Annotated in this window: 11 protein-coding genes, 2 tRNA genes and 3 rRNA genes; 12 read left to right on the top strand and 4 right to left on the bottom strand. The window is 45.3% G+C overall.

What is annotated here, in order from left to right; all coding sequences use genetic code 11:
- Positions 1–13: 13 nt before the first annotated feature.
- The 3 genes from OSCIL6407_RS0105340 to OSCIL6407_RS0105330 form a co-directional block, all read right to left on the bottom strand.
- A complete protein-coding gene (locus OSCIL6407_RS0105340) occupies positions 14–484 on the bottom strand; it encodes a globin family protein (protein ID WP_007354221.1) in 471 nt (156 codons plus the stop codon).
- 224 nt (positions 485–708) lie between these two features.
- On the bottom strand, positions 709–1,191 hold the full coding sequence (locus OSCIL6407_RS0105335; RefSeq protein WP_007354220.1) for a 2Fe-2S iron-sulfur cluster-binding protein: 483 nt from the start codon (positions 1,189–1,191) through the stop codon (positions 709–711).
- 90 nt (positions 1,192–1,281) lie between these two features.
- Positions 1,282–1,590, bottom strand: a complete 309-nt coding sequence (locus OSCIL6407_RS0105330) for a hypothetical protein (protein WP_007354219.1) — start codon at positions 1,588–1,590, stop codon at positions 1,282–1,284.
- 101 nt (positions 1,591–1,691) lie between these two features.
- Between OSCIL6407_RS0105330 and OSCIL6407_RS0105325 the strand changes: the two genes are divergently transcribed.
- The 11 genes from OSCIL6407_RS0105325 to OSCIL6407_RS0105275 all read left to right on the top strand — a co-directional run bounded on the left by OSCIL6407_RS0105325 (position 1,692) and on the right by OSCIL6407_RS0105275 (position 13,992).
- Positions 1,692–3,545, top strand: a complete 1,854-nt coding sequence (locus OSCIL6407_RS0105325) for a serine/threonine-protein kinase (RefSeq protein WP_007354218.1) — start codon at positions 1,692–1,694, stop codon at positions 3,543–3,545.
- Positions 3,542–5,395: a hypothetical protein gene (locus OSCIL6407_RS0105320; protein WP_007354217.1), complete on the top strand. Its 1,854-nt coding sequence runs from the start codon at positions 3,542–3,544 to the stop codon at positions 5,393–5,395. Before OSCIL6407_RS0105325 ends, OSCIL6407_RS0105320 begins: the two co-directional genes overlap by 4 nt.
- Before the next feature lie 533 nt (positions 5,396–5,928).
- Positions 5,929–7,420, top strand: a 16S ribosomal RNA gene (locus OSCIL6407_RS0105315).
- A 118-nt stretch (positions 7,421–7,538) separates the two neighbouring features.
- Positions 7,539–7,612 (top strand) — tRNA-Ile (locus OSCIL6407_RS0105310).
- An 82-nt stretch (positions 7,613–7,694) separates the two neighbouring features.
- Positions 7,695–7,767, top strand: a tRNA-Ala gene (locus OSCIL6407_RS0105305).
- 283 nt (positions 7,768–8,050) lie between these two features.
- Positions 8,051–10,933: ribosomal RNA gene (locus OSCIL6407_RS0105300) — 23S ribosomal RNA — on the top strand.
- A 67-nt stretch (positions 10,934–11,000) separates the two neighbouring features.
- Positions 11,001–11,118, top strand: a 5S ribosomal RNA gene (gene rrf / locus OSCIL6407_RS0105295).
- Together the 16S, 23S and 5S rRNA genes with 2 tRNA genes alongside form the textbook arrangement of a ribosomal RNA operon.
- A gap of 286 nt (positions 11,119–11,404) precedes the next feature.
- Positions 11,405–11,866, top strand: coding sequence for a phosphate-starvation-inducible PsiE family protein (locus tag OSCIL6407_RS0105290; RefSeq protein ID WP_007353082.1), 462 nt, complete (start codon positions 11,405–11,407; stop codon positions 11,864–11,866).
- A gap of 110 nt (positions 11,867–11,976) precedes the next feature.
- Entirely contained in the window at positions 11,977–12,429 is a 453-nt protein-coding gene (locus tag OSCIL6407_RS0105285) for a nitrate reductase associated protein (protein WP_007353083.1), read from the top strand.
- 493 nt (positions 12,430–12,922) lie between these two features.
- The gene (locus OSCIL6407_RS0105280; protein ID WP_007353084.1) at positions 12,923–13,315 is read left to right on the top strand and encodes a PadR family transcriptional regulator; all 393 of its coding nucleotides are present in this window, start codon (positions 12,923–12,925) and stop codon (positions 13,313–13,315) included.
- A 143-nt stretch (positions 13,316–13,458) separates the two neighbouring features.
- Entirely contained in the window at positions 13,459–13,992 is a 534-nt protein-coding gene (locus OSCIL6407_RS0105275) for a cofactor assembly of complex C subunit B (protein ID WP_007353085.1), read from the top strand.
- Positions 13,993–14,264: 272 nt separating this feature from the next.
- Here the strand turns inward: OSCIL6407_RS0105275 and OSCIL6407_RS0105270 are convergent, their stop codons facing one another.
- Positions 14,265–14,588 (bottom strand): DUF3155 domain-containing protein, encoded by a 324-nt coding sequence (locus tag OSCIL6407_RS0105270; RefSeq protein WP_007353086.1) that lies wholly within the window; start codon positions 14,586–14,588, stop codon positions 14,265–14,267.
- Positions 14,589–14,923: 335 nt separating this feature from the next.
- On the opposite strand from OSCIL6407_RS0105270, the gene OSCIL6407_RS0105265 reads away from it, so the two are divergent.
- Complete coding sequence (locus OSCIL6407_RS0105265; RefSeq protein WP_456077481.1) at positions 14,924–16,354, top strand: GAF domain-containing sensor histidine kinase; 1,431 nt, start codon at positions 14,924–14,926, stop codon at positions 16,352–16,354.
- Positions 16,355–16,390 lie beyond the last annotated feature (36 nt).

The raw sequence follows: 16,390 nt of genomic DNA, 5'->3' as shown, positions 1-16,390 counted from the left end.
CAAATAACAAATCTTACTTGCTGAATATAGAGCGGTTCATTTCCAGAATAGGAATAAACAAACTTGCTTCTTCGGCTGTAAGATATTGTTTAATCGCATCTTGCATGATTTGAAAAGTCAGTTCAGAAGTCTTTTTAGCTTGAAAAGAACCCAAAATAGTTTGAAACCAAAGTAAAAGACGATCGCGCAGACGGTTGCGATCGTCAATCAGCAATGCTGCCGCCGAATGCCGTAGTACGCGCACCGTGTCTAACCTCCATTTTGAAGTGAGATCTTGAGAACCCCGGCGCAATAAATCAGGACTCGCAGACAAAATTTTTGTTTCTACATCGCGAATAATTTCTTTTTCCGCAGCTTGAATTTTCTGATAAGCACTCAAGCGTAGATTCAACGATTGGAAGTAATCTTTCAAAAACTGAAGTTCTGATTGAGCAGCATAGCGCCCGTCCGCTTCCACACTCAAATTAGCTAATTGACTTAACATAAAATTAGAATTGTTGATGAGAAATTATTGAACCCAAATAGGAATTATGCACTTCTTCCCTCAAATGCCAAGACGGTAGTGTTACACACAATTATAAGTAAGTCCAATGGCAGAGGAATACTTTTTAGCAGTAAATTTTGTGCCAATTTCTCAGTAAAGACGACAAGCCGGGACATATTTTGTCCCAAACTTATCCACTAAACTCAACCCTACAAAATTAAAATCTAGGCTCCTCTTGTACGAGCAAGATAATCTCCTACCTGCAAGCGTGTTTCATTAAGCTGATTAATAATAGAACGAGTAATCAACTTTCCTTCTTCCACAACAACTTTACCAGTAATTGGGTGCAGCAAGTTTTGTTCAGCGCGGCGACCTATCAAAGCTTCCACGTTGTCAATAGCGTTGATGTACATACCTGTCGGTAATTCCACCACCACTCCATCACCTAAAATCTGAGCCTGACAAGCAAGGCGAGAAGTAGTTTTAGCTGTAGTAATAACCTCTAACGTCCTCTGCTCCCGGCGGCTCATCCCTGATAAAGCATCCATGCCCTCTTTAATATAAACGTGGCAAGTAGCACACATACCCCTACCACCACATTCCTTCAGAACATTAAGTTCTTTCGACAGCAAGGCAGACAGAATATTTGAGTTAGTCAGGACTGCCATTTCCTCAGCAATTGGCTCTAGCTTAATAATTTTGACCATTTTTAATTCTCGATCCTGTCAGGCTAATTCCTTGATAAAGTTAATTTCGATTTCCCCTGAATAATAATCTTAGCTGTTCCCAAAAAAAAGTTAAGATAGCAGAGCAGAATAACCTTCAGGCTCTCTCACCCAGATGACATAGCCTTTTGGAGTTTTTGTAATTACGGTCTTGTCGCCACTCTTGTGCATCTTGGTCGCGATATCGATCGCTTTTTGTGTATCTTTCACAGCCTTAAAAAAGCTGTAAAACTCGCCTTCGACGAAAAGTGCCGCTACAGGGTGTTCCAAATCCGGCACGGTGATATGGCAATGTCGATACTGACTACGAAATTCTATGATTTTGGTAGCGATCGCGCTCCCAGGGTGAAAGGCAGTTTCATACTCAAGCTGATATAACATAAGTTGTACGGTGTGGTTAATTCAACAATCCTAAGTTTTGTCAGAATTCTTCACATAGCATATTTCCATACTATCTTAAAGGCTTTCCTGAAATTGGAGCCATGCAAAATTCTAAGTACCGGATTTTAGGGCTAGTAGGACAAGGCCAGTTTGGTCGAGTTTTTTGTGCCAGCATTCGCCAATCTGGAGGAAAAAATTCGCGCCCAGTTGGTCAACTGGTGGCTCTTAAGGAACTGAGTCACCAACAAGCCCCCACAAGTGAATTCTTGCGAGAACTTTGGTTCCTGATTACGTTACAGCATCCTAATATCGTTGCTTGTATCGCTTTGGAACATACGGCGACAGGGCGGTACCTAGTTATGGACTATTGCGAAGGGGGAACCCTCCGCAGCCTCCTGAAGCAGGATAGAACGCTAAGATTGCTTGAAGGCCTACAGCTAGTAATAGGCGTTTTGGCGGGTTTAGACTACGCTCACCGCCGAGGCGTGGTTCACTGCGACATCAAGCCAGAAAATATTCTGCTGAGTTTGGGGCCAAAAGGCTGGTTGCCCAGGCTATCTGATTTCGGCATTGCCCGCCGTTTACCGGAGATTGGCACTACTCGCCTGCATCAAGAGATTTCGCCAGACGCTACGGTTGGCTCTCCCGCTTACATGGCTCCAGAAAGGTTTTACGGCCTTTATTCGCCCATGTCTGACATTTATGCAGTGGGGATTTTATTATTTGAATTGCTGATGGGCTATCGCCCTTTTAGCGGCACGCCGGGGGATTTGATGTGGGCGCATTTAAATCAGCGCTTGCAATTGCCCGATGTCATACCAGAGCCGTTGCAGGAAGTACTGAAAAAAGCTTTGGAGAAATTGCCAGCTCGCCGCTTTGCTAGTGCTTCTCAAATGGCTCAAGCTTTGCGGCTGGCAATGTACGATCGCGCTGTCAGACAATTGGGCGATCGCTCCATTCCTTGGGAAGGGGATATCGACAATGAGGAAGATGACGAGAGGCGCAAAATCATTAACTTTGAGTTGTCAATTACTGCTTCCCAATTACCAATTTCTCTTCCTGTAAGCATCTTAGTTGCCAATGAAGACTATCTCTACGCTGCTACGGGTTCCCAGGTAATAGTTTTGCCTCAGCCAACTCACAGCCAAGTTGCAGCCAAAATTCAAACCTCTGTATCTTTTCCCGAACCTGTGCTTGGCATTCTGCCGGCCCTCGGCGGCGGCTGTATTCTTACTCAAGAACGACTCTACTGGCTAGGCGATCGCGCCGAGCACCCTGAGTGCATCCTAGATCTCGGCTCAGAACCAATACCTACAGTTTATAAAGCTGCTGTTGATTTTCACAGTCACTATTTAGCAGTAGCTATTCCCGGCGAGTTGCGTTTTTATTCCCTAGCCATAGAAAGCGGCTTGGCAGCTTTAACCCTAAAGCGAACTATTGCGCTAACAGAGCCCAACTTGCCAGAACTAATGTTTTTGGATCGCCGACATTTACTAGCAATTTGGCCTGACACTGAACAAAAACAGCCTCAAACTACTTTTAAAGTTTATAGTCGTCGCGGGACAACGATTGGTTCTGTGCGTTTATTAACCAGTGTTGGGCAAGTTGTCACGCTAGGAAGCCAGTTATTGCCTACTGCCGAGCCTTATACTTTACTAGGAATGCCTCTAGGTTCCAAATCAGCTATTTTGCTAATTAAGTTGTTACCTCTAAAAGTGACACGAATTCCTTTGGAAAATTTACCAACTTGTGCTTGTGTTACCAGTTGGGGATATGTGGTAGCAGATACTCAGGGACAGCTTATAGTTTGCGATCGCGAAGGGAGTCAATTAGGTAATTTTAGTATTCCTGTAGTACCGAAGGCGATCGCACCTTGGGGAAAGACTGGTTTAGCCATTGTTGCTGATAGTGGGTGCATCCATTTTTTAGATGTAAACTTCGAGACAGATCCATGATCGAACCTCAACCACCGATCGCTGCTGTACCAATTGAAAAAAATTCAGAGTCTGCCGAAACAAGTACAGCTTTATCCTTTGCTGAATTTGACTTTGAAACTATCAGCCAAACAATCGTAAAACTGACAGATTTAGAATTTAAGGCAGATAGTGAACTTAATTTCGGCGGACAAGACCTTTCAATTGTGCCTAATTTCTATCTGCATTCTGAGGCTTCACCCATTTTATTTGCAGCTTGGGAAAGCCTTGTAAAGATAGTAGCACACTTGCTTTCTCCTGCCAGTGGATGGTCATCTGATTTACTGCGAACTCCAGACAATATAGCTACTTACGTTACTGAGGAAGCCTGCGAAGTCCTTGATGCTATTGAGTCTCAAATTTTGAGCGAAAATTTAGAAGTAAGGAGTAAGACTCAGTTAAATACTAAGGCTCCAAGCTACGTTTTAATTAAAGAGTTGATTCCCAGATTGCTGTGGTATATTGCCCGAACTTCTGACGATTTGATTCGACTGCTTACGGGTGTAGAAGCTAGAGTTTTCCAACTAGAAAAAGGCTGGATTAAGGGAATGTTAAGATTGACGGCAATTTTGACATTAGATAATATTGCCGCACCTTGGAGTATTGATTTGGCGACAAATCAACCACCGCGATCGCGCCTCAATTCTGAGAGCCTGATTCAATGGAATGATTGCTATTACGCTCAATCTCCTATCGAAAGCGAAAAATTACTTCAACAATTCTTAAAAAGAATTGTTGAAGTAAACCCAGAAATTATAACTTTTACCGAGGCAAGCAACATTGATTTTCTTGAACCTGGAAAAGATTGGCAGTCTGGTAAAATTCAGTTATGTTTGGATTTGGAATTTATTCCTGACACTGAAACAAATATAATTACTCCGACTGGCAAACCCAATGAAATTCCCAACAATTCTCGCATCAATATTTTAGAATTTGCTGCTGGTTTTGAAACTGATTTAGATTCAGATAATTATTCCCAGTATCGACCTGTTTCAGGACTTCAATTTAAGATAACTAATCCAGAAAATATTGAGCTTTATTATCTGACAACAGTGCAGGAACAGTTAGCTAATTTTATAGACGAGTTGCTAAATGTCGATCTGACTAATATTCAGGATGGACAATCAAACGAACTCGAAGTATTAATTTTCGATTTTCCAGATCCAAACTTAGATGATGATTTAGAAGAATTAGAGGATGAAAATGAGACTAATAATCTAGCCGATAAAACCTCTGATTTAAAAAATGAAAACCTGGTTCTCAGCGTAGTAACTTCAGCCTGTGAAGTGGCCAAGCGTTTTCAACAAAGTATGGAGTTATCAGAGGTCAATGCGCGATCGCCTCAGATGTTGATGGCTGACTTGGCTCTTAAACTGTTGTGGGACATCATCCGCAGTTCTTACGAAGTTATGAAGATTCTAGGCGGTGTGCAGGCTCAGGTACTCCAACCTGGAGGCGATTGGCAAACTGGAACGCTTTGCCTGGTGGCAATTCTACAAGTTAATGCTGGTCATAGCCGGTGCAATATAGATGTGGTAACAGGTCAATTGCGGAATTCCAATACAAAACTGCTGGTGTCAAAAGCGATCGCGACATCCCAGGAGAGCGATTTATGCAAATACCCAGTTGAGATCGGTAGCTTGGCAAAGCGGATTATCCGTAAGTTGCGAGAAAGTTCGCCAGAGATCGCGCTTTGGATGGATGGGATGGAGGTTGAGTTGCGATCGGCTACAGCAAGCTCAGCAGATTTACTGCAAACAAACTGGCAATCTGGAGTCATCAAACTCAGTATCGGCTTTGAGTTACTGGAGAAAGACTCAATTTATATATAGATAGACTTGAACTCTGGATCGCCTAAAGCTAGTTGTCGCTGTCTGGCGTTAACCCTAACAGGACTTACGCAAGATTACGTAATACCGCCTCTGTTGGCGGCGTTACTGAATAGTTTTGGGTAAGTCCTGCCTAAAACAGCCTACGAACCAATATGGGACTAAGCCCTAAATAAAGGAGGAGAGGGATAAAAAGGGAAAAGAGAGAAAATGTAGAGAATGGTTGCGATAATTCCCAGCCAGCTCAGCGGGTAGAAGTCTTACTGGGATTGACTCCAAAAAAAGTCAAAAAAACTTTGCCAAAACGCTTGACATTCCTTGGCAGTCGGGTTAGATTAATAAAGCGCCAGAAGGAAAGGCAACTGACCCGAAGCGCCCCGAACCTAGAAAAATCAATAGTTTGAAAGCACGAAGCACTATTTAAACCTCGTCAAAATTATAACGGGTCGAGAGTGAAAACTCAACACCCAAAAACAAAAAAACGAGAATCTCTTACTTAATGAGTAAGAGAGAGCCTAAAGAACTAACTTCGTTTCATCACGGAGAGTTTGATCCTGGCTCAGGATGAACGCTGGCGGTCTGCTTAACACATGCAAGTCGAACGGGTGTAGCAATACATTAGTGGCGGACGGGTGAGTAACGCGTGAGAATCTGCCAACAGGACTGGGACAACAGTGGGAAACCGCTGCTAATCCCGGATGTACCGCAAGGGAAAAGATTTATCGCCTGTTGATGAGCTCGCGTCTGATTAGCTAGTTGGTGGGGTAAAAGCCTACCAAGGCATCGATCAGTAGCTGGTCTGAGAGGACGATCAGCCACACTGGGACTGAGACACGGCCCAGACTCCTACGGGAGGCAGCAGTGGGGAATTTTCCGCAATGGGCGAAAGCCTGACGGAGCAAGACCGCGTGAGGGAGGAAGGCTCTTGGGTTGTAAACCTCTTTTCTCTGGGAAGAACAAAATGACGGTACCAGAGGAATCAGCATCGGCTAACTCCGTGCCAGCAGCCGCGGTAAGACGGAGGATGCAAGCGTTATCCGGAATGATTGGGCGTAAAGCGTCCGCAGGTGGCAATTCAAGTCTGCTGTTAAAGCGCAGGGCTTAACTCTGTAAAGGCAGTGGAAACTGAATAGCTAGAGTGTGGTAGGGGCAGAGGGAATTCCCAGTGTAGCGGTGAAATGCGTAGAGATTGGGAAGAACATCGGTGGCGAAGGCGCTCTGCTGGACCATAACTGACACTCACAGGACGAAAGCTAGGGGAGCGAATGGGATTAGATACCCCAGTAGTCCTAGCCGTAAACGATGGATACTAGGTGTTGTCTGTATCGACCCGGACAGTGCCGTAGCTAACGCGTTAAGTATCCCGCCTGGGGAGTACGCACGCAAGTGTGAAACTCAAAGGAATTGACGGGGGCCCGCACAAGCGGTGGAGTATGTGGTTTAATTCGATGCAACGCGAAGAACCTTACCAGGACTTGACATGTCGCGAATCTGAGTGAAAGCTCGGAGTGCCTTCGGGAGCGCGAACACAGGTGGTGCATGGCTGTCGTCAGCTCGTGTCGTGAGATGTTGGGTTAAGTCCCGCAACGAGCGCAACCCTCGTTTTTAGTTGCCAGCATTAAGTTGGGCACTCTAAAGAGACTGCCGGTGACAAACCGGAGGAAGGTGGGGATGACGTCAAGTCAGCATGCCCCTTACGTCCTGGGCTACACACGTACTACAATGGTAGGGACAGAGGGCAGCCAACTCGCGAGAGTGAGCTAATCCCGTAAACCCTGCCTCAGTTCAGATCGCAGGCTGCAACTCGCCTGCGTGAAGGCGGAATCGCTAGTAATCGCCGGTCAGCATACGGCGGTGAATCCGTTCCCGGGCCTTGTACACACCGCCCGTCACACCATGGAAGTTGGCCATGCCCGAAGTCGTTACTCTAACTCGCAAGAGAGGAGGATGCCGAAGGCAGGGCTGATGACTGGGGTGAAGTCGTAACAAGGTAGCCGTACCGGAAGGTGTGGCTGGATCACCTCCTTTTAGGGAGACCAACTGAAATTAACCTAATCCACTTTCACGGTTAATATTCAGATATCCCTGGTCGTTCGAGGAAATTGTTGTCAAACGTGCTTTCAAACTATTACCTAGTTCGGTTGATGGGCTATTAGCTCAGTTGGTTAGAGCGCACCCCTGATAAGGGTGAGGTCTCTGGTTCAAATCCAGAATGGCCCACCTTAATTAGAAATTGAAACGAGGAAATTAAAGATTGTTTATGATTTTTAATTTTTAATGTTTAATTTTTAATTTCACCAGTGGGGGTATAGCTCAGTTGGTAGAGCGCTGCCTTTGCAAGGCAGATGTCAGCGGTTCGAGTCCGCTTACCTCCACTCTTACCCAACCAGCCGAAAACCACAAAATCAATAACACCGACAACCAAAAATAAAGTCAAAAAACTGTTGCGCTTTTAGCAATATGTGATAGACTAGAAAGAGTGACTATAAAAGCTCAGCACCTAGATTCAGCTTCAAGCTAATCGGAATGCTGGTCTTCCAAGTCCAGCCAGAACCTTGAAAACTGCATAGAAATAAGTCATCAAAAAGTTTGACTGACATAGCCAGGAATTTATTCTAGGTGAAAGTCAAATCAAGCCGACAATCAAACAAAAAAAGTGGTCAAGCTACAAAGGGCTGACGGTGGATACCTAGGCACACAGAGGCGATGAAGGACGTGGCGACCTACGAAAAACTCCGGGGAGCTGGAAGCAAGCATCGATCCGGAGATCTCCGAATGGGGCAACCCTTAAGGCGCGTCGTTGAATACATAGATGACGCGCAGCCAACCGGGCGAACTGAAACATCTTAGTAGCCCGAGGAAAAGAAAGCAATTGCGATTTCCCTAGTAGTGGTGAGCGAACGGGAATCAGCCTAAACCAGGTGTTTTTACATCTGGGGTCGTGGGACAGCGACAAAAGACTGGAAAGGTTAGACGAAGTAGCTGAAAACTACACCAGAGAGGGTGAAAGTCCCGTAGTCGAAAATTAGACCAGCTTAGCTGCATCCCGAGTAGCACGGGGCCCGTGAAATCCCGTGTGAATCTGCGAGGACCATCTCGTAAGGCTAAATACTACTGTGTGACCGATAGTGAACCAGTACCGCGAGGGAAAGGTGAAAAGAACCCCGAAAGGGGAGTGAAATAGAACCTGAAACCGTCAGCTTACAAGCAATGGGAGCTCGATTTAACGAGTGACCGTGTGCCTGTTGAAGCATGAGCCGGCGAGTTATAGGCAGTGGCAGGTTAAGACATTTATCGTCGCAGCCAAAGCGAAAGCGAGTTTGAAGAAAGCGTTTCGTCACTGTTTATAGACCCGAACCCGGGTGATCTAACCATGTCCAGGATGAAGCTTGGGTAACACCAAGTGGAGGTCCGAACCGACTGATGTTGAAAAATCAGCGGATGAGGTGTGGTTAGGGGTGAAATGCCAATCGAACCCGGAGCTAGCTGGTTCTCCCCGAAATGTGTTGAGGCACAGCGGTCGAGATTAAGTTTGGGGGTAAAGCACTGTTTCGGTGCGGGCTGCGAGAGCGGTACCAAATCGAGACAAACTCTGAATACCAAACCCGTACTCGGCCAGTCAGACGGTGGGGGATAAGCTCCATCGTCGAGAGGGAAACAGCCCAGACCACCAGCTAAGGTCCCCAAATGACTGCTAAGTGATAAAGGAGGTGAGAGTGCACTGACAACCAGGAGGTTTGCCTAGAAGCAGCCACCCTTGAAAGAGTGCGTAATAGCTCACTGGTCAAGCGCTCTTGCGCCGAAAATGAACGGGGCTAAGCAGTCTACCGAAGCTGTGGAATATGAATAATATTGGTAGGGGAGCGTTCCGCAACGGTGTGAAGCACTAGCGACAAGCAGGTGTGGACTGTGCGGAAGTGAGAATGTCGGCTTGAGTAGCGCAAATGTAGGTGAGAATCCTACACCCCGAAACCCTAAGGGTTCCAGAGCCAGGCTCGTCCGCTCTGGGTGAGTCAGGTCCTAAGGCGAGGCCAAACGGCGTAGTCGATGGATAACGGGTTAACATTCCCGTACCGATAATTGTTGGTGCAGAGGGACGGAGAAGGCAATCGCCAGCCGGATGTTGGTTACCGGTTTAAGTATTCGAGGTGTTGAGAGACGGTGAAAACGTCTTGAGCTGAGGTACGAGTACGACCTCCTACGGGAGGGAAGTGGTAGATGTCATGCTTCCTAGAAAAGCTCTAAACACCATAAACAGTTATTGCCTGTACCCGAAACCGACACAGGTAGGGAGGTTGAGTAAACCAAGGGGCGCGAGATAACTCTCTCTAAGGAACTCGGCAAAATTGCCCCGTAACTTCGGAAGAAGGGGTGCCACCGCAAGGTGGTCGCAGTGAAGAGTCCCAGGCGACTGTTTACCAAAAACACAGGTCTCCGCTAAGTCGCAAGACGACGTATGGGGGCTGACGCCTGCCCAGTGCTGGAAGGTTAAGGAAGTCGGTCAGGGAGTAATCCTGAAGCTGGCGACTGAAGCCCCAGTGAACGGCGGCCGTAACTATAACGGTCCTAAGGTAGCGAAATTCCTTGTCGGGTAAGTTCCGACCCGCACGAAAGGCGTAACGATCTGGGAGCTGTCTCGGAGAGAGACTCGGCGAAATAGAATTGTCTGTGAAGATACGGACTACCTGCACCTGGACAGAAAGACCCTATGAAGCTTTACTATAGCCTGGAATTGTGTTCGGGCTTCGCTTACGCAGGATAGGTGGGAGGCTTTGAAGTTCTGCTTGTGGGCAGGATGGAGCCAACGGTGAGATACCACTTTAGCGAGGCTAGAATTCTAACCTTTTCCCATTATCTGGGAAAGAGACAGTTTCAGGGGGGTAGTTTGACTGGGGCGGTCGCCTCCTAAAAGGTAACGGAGGCGCACAATGGTTCCCTCAGGCTGGTTGGAAATCAGCCATAGAGTGCAAAGGCATAAGGGAGCTTGACTGTAAGACCTACAAGTCGAGCAGGGTGGAAACACGGTCTTAGTGATCCGACGGTTCCGTATGGAAGGGCCGTCGCTCAACGGATAAAAGTTACTCTAGGGATAACAGGCTGATCTCCCCCAAGAGTCCACATCGACGGGGAGGTTTGGCACCTCGATGTCGGCTCATCGCAACCTGGGGCGGAAGTACGTCCCAAGGGTTCGGCTGTTCGCCGATTAAAGCGGTACGTGAGCTGGGTTCAGAACGTCGTGAGACAGTTCGGTCCATATCCGGTGCAGGCGCAAGAAGATTGAGAGGATTCCTCCCTAGTACGAGAGGACCGGGAGGGACGCACCGCTGGTGTACCTGTTATCGTGCCAACGGTAAACGCAGGGTAGCCAAGTGCGGAGTGGATAACCGCTGAAAGCATCTAAGTGGGAAGCCCACCTCAAGATGAGTCTTCTCATGGAGTTATCCAGTAAGGTCACGGGCAGAACACCCGTTGATAGGCGTTAAGTGGAAGTCCTGTGAGGGATGAAGCTGAGGCGCACTAACAGACCGAGGGCTTGACCTCTGACTTTTGATTTGATCATGACTTGTTTCTTTGCAGTCTTCAGGGCTCTTATACCCTTACAGCTTTTCCTGGTGTTTATGACGCGGTGGAACCACACCGATTCCATCCCGAACTCGGATGTTAAACGCTGCTGTGGCGAAGATACTTGGTGGGTCACTGCCTGGGAAAATAGCTCGATGCCAGGGATTTCTATTCTACAATGCCTCTTTCTCATACTCAGAAAGGGGCTTTGTTATTGATTATTATTTATAATATATAAATTGATTATAATAATATAAATATATAAATTATGATTATAATAATATAAATATATAAATTATATATAAATACTTATCCTTGCTCTACCTTGACAAGGATTTCATTGTATGGTAATTGTATGGTAAAATAAACTTTAATTATATAGTACTAAACTTTAAGCTAACGATCAACGATCGTGAAAACGATCGTTAATGATCTTGGCAGTGATTAAATATGAATTTGAAGAAATTATTCCAGGCAGTTATCTACTATACCAAAGATGAAAACTTTCTCCACATCATGGAAACTCTAGAGGCAATAGTTTCTAAATTGCTATCTTTAGTGATGATGGTCGTGATTATTGGTTCTGTTTTTGACTTGGTAATTTATCTGAGTCGGGAGCTGCTAACTCAAAGCGATAATATCTTAAAAGATAAATTGTTTGTAGTATTTGGATTATTTTTAAATGTGTTAATAGCTCTAGAAATATTAGAGAATATCACAGCTTATCTCAAAAAGCACGTTGTTCATGTAGAATTGGTTATTGTTACTTCTTTGATAGCGGTAGCGCGAAAAATTATTATTCTAGATTTGGAAAAGAAAACAGCCTTAGATCTGATTGGTTTAGCAATCGCAATTTTTGCCCTTTCCATTAGTTACTTGATAATTCGGCAAACAACCCATCGAGATCGATAATAGGTGGAATTGGGAATTTTTCAAACAAGGGCTGTCAAAATAGTTTACTTTACTAAAAAAAATCATAAGCGATCGCTATAATTATAATAAATCAAAAACAACAATTAACTATGGCTTATTACTTTCGATTTGAAGATGAATTTGTAACAAACCTGCGCTGCATTCCCATGATAGTACGCTACAAGCTTGATACTTGCGGAATTAAATTAAAATTGTCTCACTGGAATCAATTTAGTCCACAGGAACGTCAAGAGTTAGTAGAAAAAAGTTGCAGCGAACCAGAGGAAATTCAAGTTTACCGAGAAGGACTACAAAAGCTGATTATTAAATATACGAATAGCCCTGCAACCGATTTAGTAGTAGAGCCCAATCCAGCTTGGATGGATGCTGTAAATATACCCGACACAGTTCAGGAAAAAGCCCAAGAAATAGGTGTTCAACTAACTGTTGAGAAATGGGCTTTGCTAACTCCACTACAACGGTTTGCTCTGATAAAACTTTCGCGTCCTAGTCATGAAAATAAAAACTTTTTACCTGCTCTCCAAGAATTAAATCTAACTTAATAGGCTTAGATATCCATCCGACATACTACTGAGGCTTGGCGATCGCATTTGTAATCTCCACCAGAGTAGGAAACAAGGACTAAATATTCCCACACCGTTAAGTAAATCCACCTAATTAAACATAAGATCGGGATGGCTAAAAAGCTGACTGTATAAACATTCTTCCTTCTCTCCTAGATAACTAAATCCTTCTCTCCTAGATAACTAAATTTTTCTTCCTTCTTCCTTCTTCCTTCTACTTAGTGCTGCGTTCGCTAATGCTCAGCTACCGCTCCCCCCTACCTTGAAACTAGGTCGAGTGCCAATACCCTCTACAATTTCTGTCCACATCGCAGATTCCGTGAAACCCTTACATCCTTAGATATAGATTTTCTGACTTTGAGCGAGGAAATTAGGTTCTTTCCCATATTGGTTGAGCCGTTAAACCTAAGATGTTAGTAATTCCTTCTGTTGGGCGCGATAGATTGGAGGGGATAGTTACAGGGCTAGTCAAATGAAATTTGAGAATATCTATCAATTTTTTCAAGACCCTCCCCCTGTGTATCTCAACAAGGAACTAGCAGTGTGCTATATTCTCTCCGTCTTATTGCACGGAGATTCTTACGGAACTGAGCTGATCGGGCAACTAGAAAGGGAATTCCCAATCTACCGACTTTCTGACACAGTTCTCTACAGCGCTCTTAAATTCCTTGAAGATGAAGGGGTAATTGCAGGTTACTGGAAAAAAGTAGAAGGGCGCGGACGCCCCCGGCGGATGTATCAAATATTCCCGGAATGGCGGCATCAATCTCAAGACCTCGCTCGGCTTTGGCACGAGTATACAGGTCAGGGGAATGGTCTGTCTCAACACCGACACCGGAACTTAGAATCTGGCCAAATGGGTTAGTGCCCTCTTACGTTTGATGCACAACCCTATAGGCCATTATTTGACCTACTTGCGCGATCTGCTCCTTGGCGATCGCGCAAGCTAAACCGCTAAATTTATGTAAAGTAGGAGGAGACAATTTCCATTAAAAGCGCTCCTCCGAGATGAATACTGCCGTTCTTTCCTCAACATTTTTGCTGACGCTGCTGTTGGCTGTAGGTTTGTTTTTCTTCATCAAGGCTTCAGTCAAAGACCGAACAGAACAAGTTAAACTCGTGTCTGAGCAAGCTGAAGATGTTCTGGCAAATGAGTTGAAAGCATATTTTTCCCAAAGATCGTACCGGGTCGCCACCGTAGATGCTCCTAGCCATCAAGTTACTTTTGAAGGCTTGGTTCGCCCTAGTTTGTTTCTGGCTATTTTTTTAACGATGTTGAGTGCCGTAGGGATGCTTTGCCTGGGCTTGGTTTTATCGATGTTAGTTCCTGCTAAAGGGGGCATTTTCCTGCTGTTGGTGCTGGTATCGCCCCTAGCGGGAATATTTTACTGGAAAAAAGCTGGACGCTCTGAACAAGTCTCGCTTAAACTCGAAGGATTAACTCTGGAAGGAAACCAAACTCAGAGTTTAATTACAGTCAGAGCTCACCGCGACGAATTAGCCGCTATGCAAAAAGCTCTAGGCTTGAAGGCGGCGGATTAAACAGCTTGATGTTGGAATATTTGCTTTGCGGGTATAGACTGCTCAGGACTATGCAAGCCGATGGTTAATTAATCTAAAAGTTACCATCTCCTCTCAGTGGCAAGAGGATTTATGATATTGTGAGTGCCAACTGTTAAACTCGCGAAACGCTCCTGATACTATTCCCTAAGAGGAATGTTCGCTTGAAACTCAGTGGGCACTCAATAAATCAATAACAAATCCCCTACCCCCCAGACAAAGGTTTAAGGTTGCAGCTAATCCTTTGAGTTCAGCTAAGCGCGACCCGTTACCCCCACAGCAGTTTTTTCTAGAGCCGCTTCCATCATCATTTTTAAACTGGGGAATAGGAAATGGTTCTCTTCGACGTATTGCGCTCCGAAAAGACCCTTTTCAGCCCAGAAGTATCTATCTGTGGTATGCTCGTTTCTCTTGACCAACAGCAAGGCTGGAGGGACGATCCCCTCAGCATGGATGAATTTACGGGCTGCCGTTACTGGTTTATCTTCGCCGCTTTCGATGCTATATTGAGGCACACACTCAAGAATACGGCGTCCTTCTTGTCTGCGGCGGCTTTTGCGCTTGCGTCTCCTGGCCAATTTCTTTACCTCCTCTGTGAACAGACGGGTGTAGTTATAGCTACCAAATCCGAGGGAATTATATCCTTTCTGGCTCCAAACTTCAACTTTTTTTAATATATCGATACAATTTTAATATTGTTACAAAGCACAAAAAAGGGAATTGTACAGATTTTTCCGACCCTACCCCAGACAATCCAAGCCTTTCAGTTTTTAGAGGCTACCTCTACTCCTGATTTTAGGTCAGCGATGGCTGAGAAAATCAGGCGAGAAAATCTCTAACTTGTTACTTATGGCCTGTGAGCTGTTACATACTTATAATTTTTGTTATATCTCTTAATGCTGCCCTCATGTTAATGCCTGCCAGTTCTGAATTTGTCACCCTTTGCCGATCGCAGGTAGGGTTAATCGCCAGTTTGGGGGCTACCTTTAGTGTAGTCTACTTGACAGAAGAATTGGCTTCTGGGGGTGCGGCGAAGCTAATTCCCATCGTGGCTTACCCTGAAACATCTGTGGAGTGGGAAGAAAATCAGGGTTGGACGCTGTGGTCGCAACAAGAAATGGAGGCGGTTAACCCGACTCCCCGGTTGCTCTCTCCAGAAATTCCCGTAAAGAAACTACCAGCGATACCTGCGATCGCCCCAGATTACCTTGAAGGTGTTGACTGTAACTCTGAGCGAGAGGAACGTCAGGAAAATGATTGGCAGCAGCCTCAAATTGTGCTACCTTTGCTACACGAAGGGGTAATGATGGGCTTGCTTGTCAGCGGTCGGAAAGACAGATCTTGGAATGAACGGGAAGAAGCTCAGATGCAGCGAATTGCTCATAGTTTAGCGATCGCCTGCGTTTTAGATCAACGATCGCAGTGGATGCAGCAGCAAGCGGGCCAACAGCAGCAGCTACAACTTCAGCAGTACGATACGATGCACAACTTGCTACACCAGTTTAAAAGTCCGCTGACAGCCTTGCGAACATTTGGTAAGCTGTTGATGAAACGGTTATTGGTAGAAGACAAAAATCGAGAAGTAGCCGTCAGCATTGTTCGCGAGAGCGATCGCCTTTCGGAGTTGCTACAACAGATCGATCGCACTGTTGACATCGGCGAGAAAAATTTGATACTACCGAGCCAATTGGAGCCAACAAGCAAAAGCGAAAAGATTCAAAACTCTCGCCTGGTTGAAATTTCAGAGTTTCCCGCTGTTGAGCTATTACCTGCGGCTAATTTTTCGGAGCCTTGTTCCGTTGCCGAAGTTTTAAATCCCCTGTTAGAGTCAGCTCGTGCGATCGCAGATGAACGCCACTTAAAACTACAAGCAGAGATTCCCAATAATTTACCCCTAGTGCAAGCTAACGCCAAAGCCTTGCGGGAAGTTTTGAGTAATTTACTTGATAATGCCTTGAAATATACTCAGGCTGGAAGACAGATTTATATTAAAGTCAAAGTAGAAGACAGAAATAATCAAAACCCCAAATTATCTATAGCTAATTCGCCCTTAGTTGGCATTGGAATTAGTGATAGTGGTTCGGGGATTCCACCACAAGATTTAGAGCATTTGTTTGAGCGGCACTACCGGGGAGAAAAGGCACAGACAGAGATTCCAGGTACGGGATTGGGTTTAGCGATCGCCCAAGATTTAGTCCACCAAATGCAAGGTAAAATACAAGCATTTTCCCCTATCAAACCAGAGTGGTTGCCTGTGGGAATTAGAAAGAATGATATCAAAAAAGGAACTACTTTTATCGTCTGGCTGCAAGTACAAACTAAGATCGTAGAAACCGTAAATTAGGTATCAACCAAGAAGTTGCAGACCACTTACGCTTAG

Origin of the sequence: Kamptonema formosum PCC 6407, assembly GCF_000332155.1 — a bacterium.
Classification (GTDB): domain Bacteria; phylum Cyanobacteriota; class Cyanobacteriia; order Cyanobacteriales; family Microcoleaceae; genus Kamptonema; species Kamptonema formosum.
Note: the sequence above shows the minus strand (reverse complement) of the source record. Positions and strands in the feature narration are given on the sequence as shown.

Bases quoted from the DNA above. Each gene is read 5' to 3' on its own strand.
- OSCIL6407_RS0105340 (WP_007354221.1), bottom strand. From the start codon at position 484: ATGTTAAGTCAATTAGCTAATTTGAGTGTGGAAGCGGACGGGCGCTAT.
- OSCIL6407_RS0105335 (WP_007354220.1), bottom strand. From the start codon at position 1,191: ATGGTCAAAATTATTAAGCTAGAGCCAATTGCTGAGGAAATGGCAGTC.
- OSCIL6407_RS0105330 (WP_007354219.1), bottom strand. From the start codon at position 1,590: ATGTTATATCAGCTTGAGTATGAAACTGCCTTTCACCCTGGGAGCGCG.
- OSCIL6407_RS0105325 (WP_007354218.1), top strand. From the start codon at position 1,692: ATGCAAAATTCTAAGTACCGGATTTTAGGGCTAGTAGGACAAGGCCAG.
- OSCIL6407_RS0105320 (WP_007354217.1), top strand. From the start codon at position 3,542: ATGATCGAACCTCAACCACCGATCGCTGCTGTACCAATTGAAAAAAAT.
- OSCIL6407_RS0105290 (WP_007353082.1), top strand. From the start codon at position 11,405: ATGAATTTGAAGAAATTATTCCAGGCAGTTATCTACTATACCAAAGAT.
- OSCIL6407_RS0105285 (WP_007353083.1), top strand. From the start codon at position 11,977: ATGGCTTATTACTTTCGATTTGAAGATGAATTTGTAACAAACCTGCGC.
- OSCIL6407_RS0105280 (WP_007353084.1), top strand. From the start codon at position 12,923: ATGAAATTTGAGAATATCTATCAATTTTTTCAAGACCCTCCCCCTGTG.
- OSCIL6407_RS0105275 (WP_007353085.1), top strand. From the start codon at position 13,459: ATGAATACTGCCGTTCTTTCCTCAACATTTTTGCTGACGCTGCTGTTG.
- OSCIL6407_RS0105265 (WP_456077481.1), top strand. From the start codon at position 14,924: ATGCCTGCCAGTTCTGAATTTGTCACCCTTTGCCGATCGCAGGTAGGG.